The sequence below is a fragment of the Sphingomonas fucosidasi genome, assembly GCF_036663855.1.
GTDB classification, from domain to species: Bacteria; Pseudomonadota; Alphaproteobacteria; order Sphingomonadales; family Sphingomonadaceae; genus Sphingomonas; species Sphingomonas faeni_B.
In genome coordinates this window covers 38,178-54,478 of the sequence record NZ_JAXOJR010000005.1, presented here as the reverse complement: position 1 = coordinate 54,478, position 16,301 = coordinate 38,178, and the positions used below count along the sequence as shown (strand labels likewise).

Annotated in this window: 15 protein-coding genes; 10 read left to right on the top strand and 5 right to left on the bottom strand. The window is 65.5% G+C overall.

Annotated elements, in window-relative coordinates:
* Positions 1-210 precede the first annotated feature (210 nt).
* The 9 genes from mdh (at position 211) to U1737_RS10210 (ending at position 10,506) form a co-directional block, all read left to right on the top strand.
* Complete coding sequence (gene mdh / locus U1737_RS10250; protein ID WP_332796719.1) at positions 211-1,173, top strand: malate dehydrogenase; 963 nt, start codon at positions 211-213, stop codon at positions 1,171-1,173.
* Positions 1,174-1,257: 84 nt separating this feature from the next.
* The gene (locus U1737_RS10245) at positions 1,258-1,554 is read left to right on the top strand and encodes a GIY-YIG nuclease family protein (RefSeq protein WP_248522730.1); all 297 of its coding nucleotides are present in this window, start codon (positions 1,258-1,260) and stop codon (positions 1,552-1,554) included.
* A gap of 54 nt (positions 1,555-1,608) precedes the next feature.
* Positions 1,609-2,493: a succinate--CoA ligase subunit alpha gene (gene sucD / locus U1737_RS10240; RefSeq protein WP_056047458.1), complete on the top strand. Its 885-nt coding sequence runs from the start codon at positions 1,609-1,611 to the stop codon at positions 2,491-2,493.
* Between the two features lie 116 nt (positions 2,494-2,609).
* Positions 2,610-5,546 carry a 2-oxoglutarate dehydrogenase E1 component gene (locus tag U1737_RS10235; RefSeq protein WP_248522731.1) on the top strand — a complete coding sequence of 979 codons (2,937 nt, stop codon included), beginning with the start codon at positions 2,610-2,612 and terminating at the stop codon, positions 5,544-5,546.
* A 120-nt stretch (positions 5,547-5,666) separates the two neighbouring features.
* Positions 5,667-6,917 (top strand): 2-oxoglutarate dehydrogenase complex dihydrolipoyllysine-residue succinyltransferase, encoded by a 1,251-nt coding sequence (gene odhB / locus U1737_RS10230; RefSeq protein WP_248522732.1) that lies wholly within the window; start codon positions 5,667-5,669, stop codon positions 6,915-6,917.
* A gap of 7 nt (positions 6,918-6,924) precedes the next feature.
* Positions 6,925-7,167 (top strand): DUF433 domain-containing protein, encoded by a 243-nt coding sequence (locus U1737_RS10225; RefSeq protein WP_147079310.1) that lies wholly within the window; start codon positions 6,925-6,927, stop codon positions 7,165-7,167.
* A gap of 5 nt (positions 7,168-7,172) precedes the next feature.
* Positions 7,173-7,535, top strand: coding sequence for a DUF5615 family PIN-like protein (locus U1737_RS20735; RefSeq protein ID WP_353460642.1), 363 nt, complete (start codon positions 7,173-7,175; stop codon positions 7,533-7,535).
* Positions 7,528-8,922 carry a dihydrolipoyl dehydrogenase gene (gene lpdA, locus U1737_RS10215; RefSeq protein WP_332796718.1) on the top strand — a complete coding sequence of 465 codons (1,395 nt, stop codon included), beginning with the start codon at positions 7,528-7,530 and terminating at the stop codon, positions 8,920-8,922. The genes U1737_RS20735 and lpdA overlap by 8 nt, the downstream gene beginning before the upstream one ends.
* Positions 8,923-9,351: 429 nt before the next feature.
* Positions 9,352-10,506, top strand: a complete 1,155-nt coding sequence (locus U1737_RS10210; RefSeq protein WP_332796717.1) for a GGDEF domain-containing protein — start codon at positions 9,352-9,354, stop codon at positions 10,504-10,506.
* 73 nt (positions 10,507-10,579) lie between these two features.
* On the opposite strand, the gene U1737_RS10205 is transcribed toward U1737_RS10210, so the two are convergent.
* From U1737_RS10205 to U1737_RS10185, 5 genes are all read right to left on the bottom strand, one after another.
* Positions 10,580-11,479: an aldo/keto reductase gene (locus U1737_RS10205; RefSeq protein ID WP_332796716.1), complete on the bottom strand. Its 900-nt coding sequence runs from the start codon at positions 11,477-11,479 to the stop codon at positions 10,580-10,582.
* Positions 11,466-11,819, bottom strand: coding sequence for a hypothetical protein (locus U1737_RS10200; protein ID WP_248522737.1), 354 nt, complete (start codon positions 11,817-11,819; stop codon positions 11,466-11,468). Before U1737_RS10200 ends, U1737_RS10205 begins: the two co-directional genes overlap by 14 nt.
* Complete coding sequence (locus U1737_RS10195; RefSeq protein ID WP_332796715.1) at positions 11,809-12,099, bottom strand: hypothetical protein; 291 nt, start codon at positions 12,097-12,099, stop codon at positions 11,809-11,811. The genes U1737_RS10200 and U1737_RS10195 overlap by 11 nt, the downstream gene beginning before the upstream one ends.
* A 100-nt stretch (positions 12,100-12,199) precedes the next feature.
* A complete protein-coding gene (locus U1737_RS10190; protein ID WP_248522739.1) occupies positions 12,200-12,388 on the bottom strand; it encodes a hypothetical protein in 189 nt (62 codons plus the stop codon).
* Positions 12,389-12,657: 269 nt separating this feature from the next.
* The gene (locus U1737_RS10185) at positions 12,658-13,269 is read right to left on the bottom strand and encodes a hypothetical protein (RefSeq protein WP_332796714.1); all 612 of its coding nucleotides are present in this window, start codon (positions 13,267-13,269) and stop codon (positions 12,658-12,660) included.
* A 104-nt stretch (positions 13,270-13,373) separates the two neighbouring features.
* Here U1737_RS10185 and uvrA point away from each other — a divergent pair, with 104 nt between their 5' ends.
* The gene (gene uvrA, locus U1737_RS10180) at positions 13,374-16,271 is read left to right on the top strand and encodes an excinuclease ABC subunit UvrA (RefSeq protein ID WP_332796713.1); all 2,898 of its coding nucleotides are present in this window, start codon (positions 13,374-13,376) and stop codon (positions 16,269-16,271) included.
* Positions 16,272-16,301 lie beyond the last annotated feature (30 nt).

Genomic DNA, 16,301 nt, shown 5'->3' with positions numbered 1-16,301 from the left:
GACGAAAGTCAGGACCCAGAGCCACGAATGCGGCGTTTGGTATCCTGGGTCCTGACTTTCGTCAGGACGACGAAGCCGGCAAAGCTTATTGCACATAAGAACCAATCGCAATAACAACCCGCTTTTGTCCTTTTAGCGGTTGCCGTAGCGCCATAATGCGCGTAACCGGCGTCACCAATCACCCCGCACATCAGACGGAGACGGATTGGAATGGCTCGCAAGAAGATCGCGCTGATCGGCGCCGGTAACATCGGCGGTACGCTCGCGCACCTCGCAGCACTCAAGGGCCTTGGCGATATCGTCCTGTTCGACGTCGCTGAGGGCATCCCCCAGGGCAAGGCGCTCGACCTGTCGCAGTGCGGACCCGTAGAAGGCTTCGACTCGCAGATCACCGGCTCGAACGACTATGCCGACATCGCCGGCGCGGACGTCATCATCGTCACCGCTGGTGTCGCGCGGAAGCCCGGCATGAGCCGCGACGACCTGCTCGGCATCAACCTCAAGGTCATGAAGGCGGTCGGCGAGGGCATCAAGGCCAACGCACCCGACGCGTTCGTGATCTGCATCACCAACCCGCTCGACGCCATGGTTTGGGCGCTCCGCGAGTTCTCGGGGCTGCCGCACCACATGGTCGTCGGCATGGCAGGTGTGCTCGACAGCGCGCGCTTCAGCCATTTCCTCGCCGACGAGTTCAAGGTCTCGGTCAAGGACGTCACCAGCTTCGTGCTGGGCGGCCATGGCGACACGATGGTCCCGGTCATCAGCTACTCGACCGTATCGGGTATCCCGGTGCCGGATCTCATCGCGATGGGCATGTCGAGCCAGGAAAAGATCGACGCGATCGTCAAGCGCACGCGCGGCGGCGGCGGCGAGATCGTCGCGCTGCTGAAGACGGGCTCGGCCTACTATGCGCCGGCGACCAGCGGCATCGCGATGGCCGAGGCGTATCTGTACGACCAGAAGCGCGTGCTGCCGGCGGCGGCATATGTGTCGGGCGAGTACGGCCTGGACGATCTGTACGTCGGCGTGCCGGTGGTGATCGGTGCCGGCGGCGTCGAGAAGATCGTCGAGATCAAGCTCGACGACGAAGCCAAGGGCAACCTTCAGGTCTCGGTCGACGCGGTCAAGGAACTCATCGTCGCCTGCAAGGGTATCGATGGTTCGCTGAACTGATTTGAGTAATTGAACTGATTTGAGGTGAGGTAAGGATCGCACCACCCCGGCGAAGGCCGGGGCCCAATTGGGAAGTCCCCGCTGATGGAAGAACAAGCGTTCGTCTACATCATGGCCAGCGGATATAATGGCACGATCTACCTCGGCTCGACGTTGAACCTGGCGAAGCGCGTGTGGGAACACCGCAACGCCGTCGTCGCCGGGTTCACGAAGAAATACGACTGCAAGCTGCTCGTCTGGTATGAGTTGGCCGGTAGTTGGGAAGCCGCCCGGCAGCGTGAGCTGCACATGAAGGAGTGGAAACGAGACTGGAAACTGCGTGAGATCAACGGTTTCAATCCCACTTGGGACGACCTTTACGATCGCATCGCACGACCATGACCGCTTTCCCAATTGGGCCCCGGCCTTCGCCGGGGTGGTAAGGAACGAGACAAGATGAGCATCCTCGTCGACAAGAACACCAAGGTCATCACCCAGGGCATGACCGGCGAAACCGGCAGCTTTCATACAAAGATGGCGCTGGAATACGGCACGCAGATGGTCGGTGGCGTCACGCCCGGCAAGGGCGGCACGACCCACCTCGACCTCCCCGTCTACAACACCGTCGCCGAAGCCAAGGCGATGACCGGCGCGACCGCGTCGGTCATCTACGTGCCGCCCCCCTTCGCCGCCGATTCGATCCTGGAGGCGATCGACGCCGAGATCGAGCTGATCGTCGCGATCACCGAGGGCATCCCGGTGCTCGACATGGTCAAGGTCAAGCGTGCGCTGTCGGGCTCCAAGTCGCGGCTTATCGGCCCGAACTGCCCCGGCGTGCTGACCCCCGGCGAGTGCAAGATCGGCATCATGCCCGGCTCGATCTTCAAGAAGGGCTCGGTCGGCGTTGTGAGCCGTTCAGGCACGCTCACCTATGAGGCGGTGTTCCAGACGTCGAACGCAGGCCTTGGTCAGACGACCGCGGTCGGCATCGGTGGCGATCCGGTCAACGGCACGAACTTCATCGACGTGCTCGAGCTGTTCCTCGCCGACGACGAGACCCAGTCGATCATCATGATCGGCGAAATCGGCGGCGACGCAGAAGAGCAGGCGGCACAGTTCCTCCGCGACGAAGCCAAGCGCGGTCGGTCGAAGCCGATGGCAGGCTTCATCGCCGGTCGTACGGCACCTCCGGGGCGCCGCATGGGCCATGCCGGCGCGATCGTGTCGGGCGGCAAGGGCGACGCGGAGAGCAAGATCGCGGCGATGGAAGCTGCCGGGATCAAGGTCTCGGAAAGCCCCAGCCTGCTCGGCGAGACGCTACTGAGCGTGTTGAAGGGCTGAACATATCGTCATCCCGGGCTTGACCCGGGATCCAGGGTCGCCAGCGCGCCGCCCGTAACTCTGGGTCCCGGGGCGAGCCCGGGATGACGAAATTCTTAGCGGCTAGGACGAGAACGATGGGCTACGAAGGCCAGGATTTCAGCGATATCGCAGCCGGCGTCAGCCCGGCGTTCGTGGAGACGCTCTACGCCAAGTTCAACGCGGACCCGGCCTCGGTCGAATCCGGTTGGCGCGCGTTCTTTGAGGGTCTCGAAGGTTCCGCGCAGGGCCCGAGCTGGGAGAGCGCCCGCTGGCCGCTCACCACCACGGACGACCTGACCGCAGCGCTCGATCCCACCCAGATGGAGCCCGCGCCCAAGCCCGCAAAGGGCGGCAAGCCCGCCCCCGCCGCAGCGGCACCCGCGCCCGTCTCGAAGGAAGAGATCGCCAAGGCCGCCGCCGATGCGATCCGCGCGCAGCTGCTCGTCCGCACCTACCGCGTCCGTGGCCATCTCGCCGCCAATCTCGACCCGCTCGGCCTGTCGAAGCGCGAGATGCCCGAGGATCTGAAGACCGAATATCACGGCTTCTCCGACGCCGACATCGATCGGAAGGTCTATCTCGGCGGCACGATGGGCTTCGAATGGGTCTCGATCCGCGAGCTCGTCGACACGTTGCGCAAGAATTACTGCGGCAATGTCGGCCTCGAATACATGCACATCTCCGACGTCGAGGAGCGCCGCTTCCTCCAGGAGCGCATGGAAGGCCAGGACAAGGCGATCGAATTCTCCACCGACGGCAAGAAGGCGATCCTCACCAAGGTGATCCAGGCCGAGCAGTGGGAGAAATTCCTCGGCAAGAAGTATGTCGGCACGAAGCGCTTCGGCCTCGACGGCGGCGAATCGATGATCCCCGCGCTCGAAAGCGTGATCAAGTATGGCGGCCAGATGGGCGTGCGTGAGCTCGTGATCGGCATGGCGCATCGCGGTCGCCTCAACGTGCTCGCCAACGTGATGGCCAAGCCGTTGCGCGTGATCTTCCACGAATTCGCCGGCGGCTCGGCCAACCCCGACGACATCGGCGGTTCGGGCGACGTGAAGTATCACCTCGGCACCAGCACCGACCGCGAGTTCGACGGTCACAAGGTTCACATGAGCCTGGTCGCCAACCCGTCGCATCTCGAGGCCGCCGACCCGGTCGTGCTCGGCAAGACCCGCGCGATCCAGACGCTCAACAACGATCTCAAGGACCACGTGGCGAGCTTGCCCGTGCTGATCCACGGCGACGCCGCGTTCGCGGGGCAGGGGATCGTCTGGGAGTGCCTCGGCTTCTCCGGCATCCGCGGCTACAACACCGGCGGCTGCGTCCACTTCATCATCAACAACCAGGTCGGCTTTACGACATCGCCGCAGTTCGCGCGCTCGTCGCCCTATCCGTCGGACGTGGCAAAGGGCGTCCAGGCGCCGGTCTTCCACGTCAATGGCGACGATCCCGAGGCGGTCACCTTCGCGACCAAGATGGCGATGGAATTCCGCCAGAAGTTCCACCGCGACATCGTCATCGACATGTGGTGCTATCGCCGCTTCGGCCATAACGAGGGCGACGAGCCGTCCTTCACGCAGCCGCTGATGTACGACATCATCCGCAAGCACCCGGGCGTCAGCTCGGTGTACGGCGATCGCCTGATCAAGGAAGGCGTGATCGACCAGCCCTGGATCGACGAGAACGTGAAGGAATTCACGCTCCGTCTCGAGGGCGAGTTCGAAGCCGGGTCGTCGTACAAGCCCAACAAGGCCGACTGGTTCGGCGGTCGCTGGACCGGCCTCAGCGCGCCGACCGATGGCGGTTCCGCGCGGCGCAACGTCGAGACCGGTCTCAGCCAGAAGCTGTTCGACTCGCTCGGCCGTACGCTGACCACGATCCCCGACAGCGTGAAGATCCACAAGACGCTCAACCGCGTGATCGATGCCAAGCGCGAGATGTTCAAGTCGGGCAAGGGCTTCGACTGGGCGACCGGCGAAGCGCTCGCGTTCGGCGGCCTGCTCTCGGAAGGGTACGGCGTCCGCCTGTCCGGCCAGGACTCGGGCCGCGGCACCTTCTCGCAGCGCCACGCGGTCTGGGTCGACCAGACCGACGAGCACAAGTACGTGCCGTTGCAGGAAATCGAGCACGGCCGCTTCGAAGTGCTCGACAGCCCGCTGTCCGAGTATGGCGTGCTCGGGTTCGAGTATGGCTATGCGCTCGCCGACCCGAAGACGCTGGTCCTCTGGGAGGCGCAGTTCGGCGATTTCGTCAACGGCGCGCAGATCATGATCGATCAGTTCATCACGTCCGGCGAGTCGAAGTGGCTCCGCGCCAACGGCCTCGTGATGCTGCTCCCGCACGGATACGAAGGGCAGGGGCCTGAGCACAGCTCGGCGCGTCCCGAGCGTTTCCTTCAGTCGTGCGCCGACGACAATATCCAGGTCGCGAACTGCACCAGCCCGGCGAACTATTTCCACCTGCTCCGCCGGCAGATGCACCGCAACTTCCGCAAGCCGCTGATCGTGATGACGCCCAAGTCGTTGTTGCGGCACAAGCTGGCCGTGTCGAACGCCGAGGATTTCCAGGGCGACAGCCACTTCCGTCGTCTCCTGTCCGACACCAACGGTGCGGCGGACGTCGATACGAAGCGGCTCGTGCTGTGCACCGGCAAGGTCGCGTACGACCTGATCGAGGCACGCGATGCCCACGGCGACACGGATACGCAGATCGTTCGCGTCGAGCAGCTCTATCCCTTCCCGGGCGAGCCGATCGCCGAACGCGTCGCGCGGATGCCGAACCTCGAAGAGATCGTCTGGGCGCAGGAAGAGCCGAAGAACAACGGCTATTGGTTCTTCGTCGAGCCACTGATCGAGGAGGCGCTGGCGACGGTGAACTCACCTGTGAAGCGCGCGCGCTATGCCGGGCGCAACGCGTCGGCGTCGCCCGCGACCGGGCTGATGAAGCGTCACCAGGCCGAGCAGGGCGCGCTCGTCGCCGACGCACTCGGCCACAACGTCCGCGACGAAATCCGCCGCACCCGCGCATCGTAACACCGTCCCCTTGCTGTTCCCCGGCGAAGGCCGGGGCCCAGTTGGGGGACGTCAGTAGCTGAAGATAAGCTTTCCCACCTGGGCCCCGGCCTTCGCCGGGGAACGATAGGAAGATAGAACATGGCAACCGAAGTCACCGTCCCCGTCCTGGGTGAATCGATCACCGAAGCCACCCTCGGCGAGTGGCTGAAGCAGCCCGGCGACCCCGTCGCGGTCGACGAGCCGATCGCCAGCCTCGAGACCGACAAGGTCTCGGTCGAGGTCCCGTCGCCGGTCGCCGGCGTCATGGGCCAGCACGCCGTCGCCGTCGGTGACACCGTGCAGGTCGGCGCGATGCTCGCCACGATCGACTCGGGTGACGGCGCCGCCGCGTCGGCTCCTGCGCCCGCACCTGCTGCGACGGCAACCCCCGCTGCTCCCGCCGCCAAGGACGAGTCCGGCGCAGGCTACGGCGACCAGCCCGGCGCCGGCACCAGCGACTCGCCCGCCGCACTCTCCCCGTCGGTGCGCCGCGCCGTGCTCGAGCACGGCGTCGACCCGGGCACCGTTAAGGGCACCGGCCGCGACGGTAGAATCACCAAGGAAGACGTGACCGCCGCCGCGTCGAGCAAGCCAGCGCCTGCTCCCGCCGCAGCGCCCGCTCCGGCAGCAGCCCCCGCCGCCGCATCGGGTCGCGGCGAAGAGCGCGTGCGCATGACGCGCCTCCGCCAGACGATCGCCAAGCGCCTCAAGGAAGCGCAGAACACCGCCGCGATGCTGACGACGTTCAACGACGTCGACATGACCGCGGTGATCGAGGCGCGCGCCAAGTACAAGGACCTGTTCGAGAAGAAGCACGGCGTCCGGTTGGGCTTCATGGGCTTCTTCGTGAAGGCCGCGACGATGGCGCTGCGCGACATCCCGTCGGTCAACGCATCGATCGACGGCGACGACATCGTCTATCACGATTACGCCGACATCTCGGTCGCGGTGTCGTCGCCGGGCGGCCTCGTCGTCCCCGTGATCCGTGACGCCGACCAGATGTCGGTCGCGACGATCGAGAAGACGATCGGCGACTTCGGCAAGCGCGCGAAGGAAGGCGCGCTCAAGATGGACGAGATGAAGGGCGGCACCTTCACGATCTCGAACGGCGGCGTGTTCGGCTCGCTGATGTCGACCCCGATCATCAATCCGCCGCAGTCCGCCGTGCTGGGCCTCCACCGCATCGAGGAGCGCCCGGTCGTCGTGAACGGCGAGATCGTCATCCGCCCGATGATGTACCTCGCGCTCAGCTACGACCACCGCCTGATCGACGGCCGCGAAGCCGTGACGTTCCTCGTCGCGCTGAAAAATGCTATCGAGGATCCGACGCGGATTCTTATCGACCTGTGAGGTAGCAATGGACTGGCGCGACCACATTCACTCGGACCCCGGGATCATGGGCGGCAAGCCCGTTTTTCGGGGTACGCGCTATACCGTGGAACGCGTCCTGAAGCTGGTCGGTGCGGGTTGGTCTTATGACCAGATCGCGGAAGAATATCCGGGGGTGCTTTCCGAGCACCTCCGCGCCGCCGCCTTGTTTGCCGCAGATCTCATGCACGACGAAAGCTATGTCGCGATCGGTCGGGCACGCGCGGCTTGAGGCTGATGTGCGATGCGAACATCGGTAGCCGCATCGCTCGCGTTCTGAGTACAGCCGGACACGATGTCGTACGTGCTGCCGTCATTTTACCCGACGAGAAAGACGATATCATTCTCGCGCATGCGGTCGCCGACGATCGCTTTCTCATTACGTGTGATCGTGATTTCGGTGAACTGGTTTTCCTGAAGCAAGCGACCCCGCCGCCCGGCATCATCTATGTCCGGTTCGAGCCGGACCACGTCGAACACATCCTTCCGCGGTTGTTGCCGCTCCTCGAATTCGAGGCGTGCAATGGCCATATGACTGTCATCGGGACGAAGCGTGACCGCGCTGTTCCCCTCCCAGCGAAGAGCAAAGACAATGGCTGACTACGACTATGACGTCCTCGTGATCGGTGCGGGCCCCGGCGGTTACGTCGCGGCGATCCGCGCCGCGCAGCTCGGCCTGCGCACCGCCTGCGCCGAATCGCGCGAGACGCTCGGCGGCACCTGCCTCAACGTCGGCTGCATCCCGTCCAAGGCGTTGCTGCATTCGTCCGAACTGTATGAGGAAGCCAAGGGCGGCCACATGACGAAGTTCGGCGTCGAGTTCGCCGGCGTCACCCTGAACCTCGACCAGATGCACGCCGAGAAGGCCAAGGCCGTCAAGGAACTGACCGGCGGCGTGGAATTCCTGTTCAAGAAGAACAAGGTGACGTGGCTCAAGGGCAAGGCCGCTTTCCAGGACGCACATACGGTGGATGTCGCCGGCCAGAAGGTCACCGCGAAGAACATCGTCATCGCCACCGGCTCGAGCGTGATGCCGCTCCCCGGCGTCACGGTCGACCAGAAGACCGTCGTCGACAGCACCGGCGCGCTCGAGATTCCCAAGGTCCCCGAGCATATGGTCGTCATCGGCGGTGGCGTGATCGGCCTCGAACTCGGCAGCGTCTGGCGTCGTCTCGGCGCGAAGGTCACCGTCGTCGAGTTCGTCGACCAGATCCTCCCCGGCTTCGACGGCGAAGTCCGCCGCGAGACTGCCAAGCTCTTCAAGAAGCAGGGCATGGAGCTGAAGCTCTCGACCAAGGTCACCGGCGTCACCGTCGAGAACGGCATCGCGACCGTCACCGTCGAGCCCGCCGCCGGTGGCGCTTCCGAGACGCTGACCGCCGACGCGGTGCTCGTCTCGATCGGGCGCAAGGCTAACGTCGACGGCCTCAACCTCGAAGCCATCGGCCTGGAGCTCAACAAGCGCGGCCAGATCGAGACGGACCACTCGTTCCGCACCAAGGTCGACGGCGTCTGGGCGATCGGCGACTGCATCCCCGGCCTGATGCTCGCGCACAAGGCCGAGGACGAGGGCGTCGCGGTCGCGGAAAACATCGCCGGCCAGACCGGCATCGTCAACGAGGACGTCATCCCGAGCGTCGTGTACACGATGCCCGAGATCGCCGGCGTCGGCCTGACGGAAGAGGCGGCGAAGGAAAAGACCGAGATCAAGGTCGGCAAGTTCCCGTTCGCCGCGAACAGCCGCGCCAAGACCAACCGCGACACCGACGGTTTCGTGAAGATCATCGCCGACGCCAAGACCGACCGCGTCCTCGGCGTCTGGATCGTCTCGTCGCTGGCGGGAACGCTGATCGCCGAAGCCGCCATCGCGATGGAATTCGGTGCAACCAGCGAGGACATCGCCTACACCTGCCATGCGCATCCGACGCATGCCGAGGCACTTAAAGAGGCGGCGATGGCGGTGCAGGGCAAGCCGATCCATATCTAGCAAGAGCTAGATATGGATCTAAAGGGCTTGCCCGGCCGGCGGCGCTCCAGCGCCGTCCGACGACAGGGGCTTTGCCTCTGTCCGGCCAAGCGAGACCTGACATCCGCGACCAAGTGAATCTGAGAGGGCGTCGGTGGAGCATCCATCGGCGCTCTCTCTGCGTTTGCCGGCCGAAGCGCCGCGCTGGGGCCATCCGCGATCTCGCATTAGCGTCCCGGAAACGTCCTAACCGCGTACCTCGCAAGTCTCGTCCGCTACGCCCACTCCTATCCGGTATCCCGGCGAACGTCGGAACGCAGGTTCATGGCGGACCAGGCACAACGTGCTGAAGTACCCAACCCGGAAAACTGGGGTCAGCTCGCCGTGCCCAAACGATTCCTTAGCAAAGCCAGCCTATTAGGCCACGTAACGACCGAACAGCAGGTGTCCGTGGCGCTCGATCTCACTACCCTTTACGTGGTCGCTGCGCTCGGCATGCTGGTCGCGGGGTTCGTCCACCTTATTCCTGTCGCGACCGGCCGGTTCGGCAGATGGGCGCTCCTGTGGGGCGGCGGCCATCTCGTCGTCGGGTTCGGTACGATGATGGCGGTCCTGAACGACAGTATCGGCATCACCTGGGCGCCCAACACCGGCAACCCCGCTGCGGTGGTGGGCTACGCGCTGATCGCTGGCGCCGTGCTCCGGTTCGCACGCCCGGAAGCCCGCCTGGCGCCGCTGCTCGGCATCGCCGTTCTTCTTGCCGCCCCGCTGGTCGTCAGCGACGACCCGGCGCATTTTCCCTTCCGGGTCGCTTATCTCAGCGTCGTCCGAGCAAGCTTCGACATCGTCGTCGTGATCGCCGCGCTACGCCTCGCGCGGAGGGAGTCGCTGCAAACCGGCTGGATCGTCGCCACGCTGTTCGCGATCACCGTGCCGCTGTTCCTCGGCCGTGCCTGGCTCGCCTATCACGACCGGATCGGCACGCAGCTGACCGGCATGCACGACGGCCTCGGTGCCTGGCTTGCCGCGGGCCAGATCGCCTTCATCATCTTCCGCACCTTCTCGCTGCTGATCCTTCAGGCCGAGCGCGGCCAGAACGCGCTGCGAGACCAGATGGAGCGGGACTGGCTGACCGGTGCCCTCAACCGCGCGGGGCTCGACCGCGTCGCGCGCAAACTTGCAGGACATGCAGCCGACCGGCAACCGGGCTCGATCATGATGCTCGACGTCGATCGGTTCAAGGCGCTCAACGATTCCCACGGCCACGCGGCTGGCGATACCGCGCTACGCATGCTCGCCGACATCGCACGCAAAGCGCTCGGCGAGCAGGGCCATGTCGCACGATGGGGCGGCGACGAGTTCGTCTGCCTGCTGCCAGCCACGCCGATCGCGCAGGCGCGAGCCATCGCCACGCGGATCGCCGATCAGTTCGCACAGACCATGGCGCAATACGGTCCAGCCGCCTCCGCGGCCACGGTCAGCATCGGCGTCGTCGAGGCGGATGCCGCTACGCCGATCGCCGATCTGATCGCCCGTGCCGACCAGGCCATGTATGGTGCAAAAGCCGACCGCGGCAAATCCGCCGCCTATGACCAGGCAGCCTGATCCCGGCCAGCCTGATCCCGGCCAGCCTGATTCCGGCCAGCCTGATCTCGGCCAGCCTGATCCTGGGCAGGGCTTAGGATCCGACTGCGGTGATCGAGCGCACCTCCGCGGCGGTCAGCGTCAGTCCGACCGATGCGGCGCTCGACACGATCGAGGCGACCCGGCTTGCGCCTGGAATTGGTATGACGCTGGGACCCATGGCAAGATGCCACGCGACGACGACGGCCTGCGCGGAAACGCCGTAGCGTTGCGCGATCGCCACGATTGCCGGCACCGTAGCGACTGCGGCCTGCCGGCCCGCGCCGCCGACCACGCTGTGCGGAATATAGCTGACCCCCTGCGCCACGCATGCGTCCAGCGTGCCGTTGGTGTAATCCTCGGCCTGCCATGGATTGCATGCGTTCTGCAGAGTCTCGATCCTGGCCGTCCGCTGCGCGCGCGCAAGCTCGTCCGCGGTCGCGTTGCAGATCCCGAGATGGACGATCCTGCCTTCTGCCTGCAACCGCGCAAGCTCGCCGATCGAGTCCTCCAGCGGGACGTCATCGTCGACCGCATGTAGCTGGTACAGCGTGATCGCACGGCATCCCAGGGCAACCAGGCTGGCGATGCAGGAGGCGCGCAGGAATGCCGGGCTGGCATCGACCTTGCGCCGGACCCGGTCGACGCCGCCCTTTGTGGCGATCACGACGTCGCGGATACCCAGCGCCCGCAGCGTGTCGCGTAGCAGTCGCTCGTTCGCGCCGATCGCGTCGATGGGACAATAGACATTGGCGGTGTCGATGAAATTCACCCCGGCATCCAGCGCCGCGCGGACCACCGCCGCCGGCGCATCGTCCGCCTCGACCGCGCCCGGCATGGAAAGCGCCATCGCCCCCAGACCGACCGGAAACACATTTAGACCCGTACGGCCCAGCGGTCGCGGGATGGCCGTGGCGACGGCGGCGACGGCGGCGACGGGCTCAGTGAGCGGCATGGGCCAAGTCCTCGCCGAGATCCACGAGGTGCCCGCCGGGGTTGGAGCGCAAGCTGACCTGGATTGCGCCAAACACGAGGGGCAGCGGCGCCCCCGTCCGCAAGGTCGTCAGATCCTGCTCGCGCAGCGCGATCGTGATAGTCGTGGCATCGGCCGATCCCACCGGCCCCTCCAGCGTGACCGACAGGCCCAGCGTTTCCTGGCACCGATTGGCAGGCGCATTGGGATTGACGACGGTCAGCATATACTCCGGCCCGTCCGGCATCCGCAGCGTCATCGTACCCGGCAACCCGCGCAGTACGCGGTACATCTGGTCGAGCGCGAGCGTCCTAGCTGCCATAATCCACCCCCGCCGGCATCACCGCGACATACGCGCCGTGGGTCGTCCAGCCCGCAGCGGGGCTGATGGCGGCGCCGTCGTCGGCGACGGCGCCGGGGTCGGCGATGGTCTGGCTGGTCGCTGGATCGTTCGCGGTATCGTCGACGAGTACGCGCGTCTGCAACCGGACCGCCACGGTTTCGCCGGTCAGTGTCTCGCACGACACGATTACCGGCGCGCCGATATCGAGCATCCGCAATTGCGTATCGGTCAACGTCACGGCCTTGATCGCTCGGGTCATCACCGCCTCCGATGCATTTTAAGAGGGTCGCGTCGCCCGCGCCTCCCGGGACCTATCAAGGGCAAGGCGGGGTGAGCGACGCGAAGTCATCGGTCGGTGGTCAGCGGGTGGCCTTGGCATGCAGCGCGGCGAGGCCCTCGACCGCCGACTTGATCTCGGCCGATAGGCTTTCGACGCCGCATACCGCCTTGCGGTTGAGCTGCGTGTGCAACGCGCCCGCGCTATCGGCGAGTGTCTTGATTTCGGCGGACAGGCTTTCGACGCCGCAGACCTTTTTCTCGGTAGACATGGCAGATACTCCGTTCGCTTGGAGGAGCCGCATGAAGTCTGTCCATGTGTGTCCCCGAGCAAACGCTAGGCCCGCCCAAGTCGCGGTGTCCAACTCACCCAAGTCCGAATCGGATGATGCACCTGCGAATGATGCGGGCCTGATGATGCCGGCCGTTGAGGCGCGTCAGTCTCGGCGTGGGATAACGAGGCTGCACGGACCCGCGGCGATTGCCACCAGCATGGATGCAACACCGTTTCCCATGCGCCGAATGCGCGCGCCCAGGCCTGTCAGTTTTTGGGCGGGCCGTTTCGTGGCTTGCCGAATCCGGCGAACAGCGTTTCCAGGCCTGCCGTGACCGCGCCCATCACCTTGGCCATCTCGGGGGGCAATTCGCCCCGCGGTGGTTCCGGCGTGTCGCCCGCATAGGGACTGGGGGTGGGCTGGTCCGTCGAAGGCTTTGCGCCAGCTTCCGGCGATACAGTCTCCGGAGCTACGGCCTTCGGGGATGCCGGCGTTTCCGGTGACACATGCGGCTCCGGCGCAGTAGGGCGCGCCGCGCGGTCGGCACTCTTCATATCCTGTCGGGAGATGGCGGCGGCAGCCATCGTCAGTCCGGCCGCGACCACCTGACGCCCCGCTGGCGTCGCCAATTGACGGGCGACCGCCGCCGCAATTCCGGCAAAGGGCGTCGGCGCGTCATGCGTGTGCCCGGCATTCTTCTTTCCGCTGTCTTTACGAGCGTCATGCGCGTTGTCGCCGGCACATCCGTGCGCGCTCACCGGCCGCTGTTCGGCCTCGCGCTCGCGCCGTTTCCGCTCGTCCTTCTTCTTGCCCATGTCACGTTCCAACGCTGTATTGTCTATCCAATACACCATGTAAGTATCGTCGAGCCGCGCCACAATGGCCCCTTTCGGTCGGGACCCGCGTTACCCATCTCTGCACTCGACCGAAGCGCGCCTCGACAGGCTTGCCGCACCCGAACAAATATGGAACACTTCGCCCCATGCTGACCAAGATTTCCGTACGCGGCGCGCGTGAACACAACCTCAAGGACGTCGACATCGACATCCCCCGCGACACGCTGACGGTGATCACCGGGCTCTCTGGGTCAGGCAAGTCCTCACTCGCGTTCGACACGATCTATGCCGAGGGCCAGCGCCGCTACGTCGAATCGCTCAGCGCCTATGCCCGCCAGTTCCTCGAGCTGATGCAGAAGCCCGACGTCGACCACATCGAGGGCCTCTCGCCCGCGATCTCGATCGAGCAGAAGACCACGAGCCGCAACCCGCGCTCGACCGTCGCCACCGTCACCGAGATCTACGACTACATGCGCCTGCTCTGGGCGCGCGTCGGCATCCCGTATTCCCCCGCCACCGGCGAGCCCATCGCGGCGCAGACCGTCAGCCAGATGGTCGACCGCGTCATGGCGCTCCCCGAGGGCACGCGCCTGTACCTGCTCGCCCCGGTCGTCCGCGGGCGGAAAGGCGAGTACCGCAAGGAACTCGCCGAGTGGCAGAAGGCCGGCTTCGCGCGTGTCCGCATCGACGGGGAGATTTACGACATCGACGAAGCCCCGGTGCTCGACAAGAAGTACAAGCACGACATCGAAGTCGTCGTCGACCGCCTCGTCGTGGGCGGCGAAATCGCCACGCGTCTCGCCGAGAGCTTCGAAACCGCACTGAAACTCGCCGACGGCCTAGCCTATGTCGACCCCGCCGACCCGGTCGAACCGCACACGCCAAAGTCCGAGATCCTCGGCAACAACGCCCCAGACGGCCGCATCGTGTTCAGCGAGAAGTTCGCCTGCCCGGTCAGCGGCTTCACCATTTCCGAGATCGAGCCCCGCCTGTTCTCGTTCAACGCCCCCCAGGGCGCATGCCCGGCCTGCGACGGCCTCGGCGAAAAGCTGCTGTTCGACGAAGACCTCGTCGTCCCCAACCACATGCTCAGCATCAAGAAGGGCGCGGTCGTGCCCTGGGCGAAATCAAACCCGCCGTCGCCTTATTACATGCAGGTCCTCGGCAGTCTCGCGCGCGAGTTCAAGTTCGACATCGAGACGCCCTGGTCCGACCTCCCGCCGGAGGTCCAGAGCACCATCCTGCACGGCTCGAAGGGCAAGCCCGTCACGCTCACCTTCATCGACGGCAAGAAGAAATACGACGTCAGCAAGCCGTTCGAAGGCGTCATCGGCAACCTCAACCGCCGCATGCTCCAGACCGACTCCGCATGGATGCGCGAGGAACTGAGCAAGTACCAGTCCGCCGCCCCCTGCGAAGTCTGCGGCGGCGCGCGCCTGAAACCGGAAGCGCTCGCGGTCAAGATCGCGATGAAGGACATCTCCTACGCCACGCATCTCTCGGTGGTCGACGCGCTCCAGTTCTTCACCGACATGCCGCAGCACCTCGGCGACCAGCAGAACGCGATCGCCGAACGCATCCTCAAGGAAATCGTCGAGCGCCTCGGCTTCCTCAACAATGTCGGCCTGGACTACCTCAACCTCGACCGCACCAGCGGCACGCTGAGCGGCGGCGAAAGCCAGCGCATCCGCCTCGCAAGCCAGATCGGCAGCGGCCTGTCCGGCGTGCTCTACGTCCTCGACGAGCCCTCGATCGGCCTGCACCAGCGCGACAACGACATGCTGCTCAAGACGCTCCGCCGTCTCCGCGATCTCGGCAACACCGTGCTCGTCGTCGAGCATGACGAGGACGCGATCCGCACCGCCGACTACATCATCGACATGGGCCCCGGCGCCGGCGTCCGCGGCGGCCAGGTCGTAGCCCAAGGCACGCTGAAGCAGATCCTCAAGTCGAAGGGCAGCATCACCGCCGACTATCTCAACGGCACGCGCGAAGTGCCGGTCCCGACCACGCGCCGGAAGGGCAACGGCAAGAAGCTCACCGTCCACAACGCGGTCGCCAACAACCTCCGCGGCGTCACCGCCAGCCTGCCGCTCGGCACCTTCACCTGCATCACCGGCGTTTCCGGCTCGGGCAAGTCGAGCTTCACGATCGACACGCTCTACGCCGCCGCCGCGCGCGAGTTGAACGGCGCGCGTATCGTCCAGGGCAAGCACGACAAGATCACCGGCCTCCAGTATCTCGACAAGGTCATCGACATCGACCAGTCGCCGATCGGCCGCACCCCCCGCAGCAACCCCGCCACCTACACCGGCAGCTTCACGCAGATCCGCGACTGGTTCGCCGGCCTGCCGGAATCGCAGGCGCGCGGCTACAAGCCCGGCCGCTTCAGCTTCAACGTCAAGGGCGGCCGCTGCGAGGCGTGCCAGGGCGACGGCGTGCTCAAGATCGAGATGCACTTCCTCCCCGACGTCTACGTCACCTGCGACGTCTGCCACGGCGCGCGCTACAATCGCGAGACGCTCGAGGTGAAGTTCAAGGGCCATTCGATCGCCGACGTGCTCGACATGACTGTCGAGGATGCCGCCGAGTTCTTCAAGGCGGTCCCCCCGATCCGCGACAAGATGGCGATGCTGGTCGAGGTCGGCCTCGGCTACGTCAAGGTCGGCCAGCAGGCGACGACGCTCTCGGGCGGCGAAGCGCAACGCGTCAAGCTCGCCAAGGAACTCTCACGCCGCGCCACCGGCAACACGCTCTACATCCTCGACGAACCCACCACCGGCCTCCATTTCGAGGATGTGCGGAAACTGTTGGAAGTCCTCCACGCGCTGGTCGAGCAAGGCAACACGGTCGTCGTGATCGAACACAATCTCGACGTCATCAAGACCGCCGACTGGGTCCTGGACCTCGGCCCCGAAGGCGGCGTCAAGGGCGGCGAGATCGTCGCCGAAGGCACGCCGGAGAAGGTCGCGAAGGCCAAGGGCAGCTTTACGGGGAAGTATCTGGCGCCGTTGCTGGAGAAGCGGGTGGCGAACGTGGAGTAAGGATTGACAGATAAAGCGTGATGAGTTCCC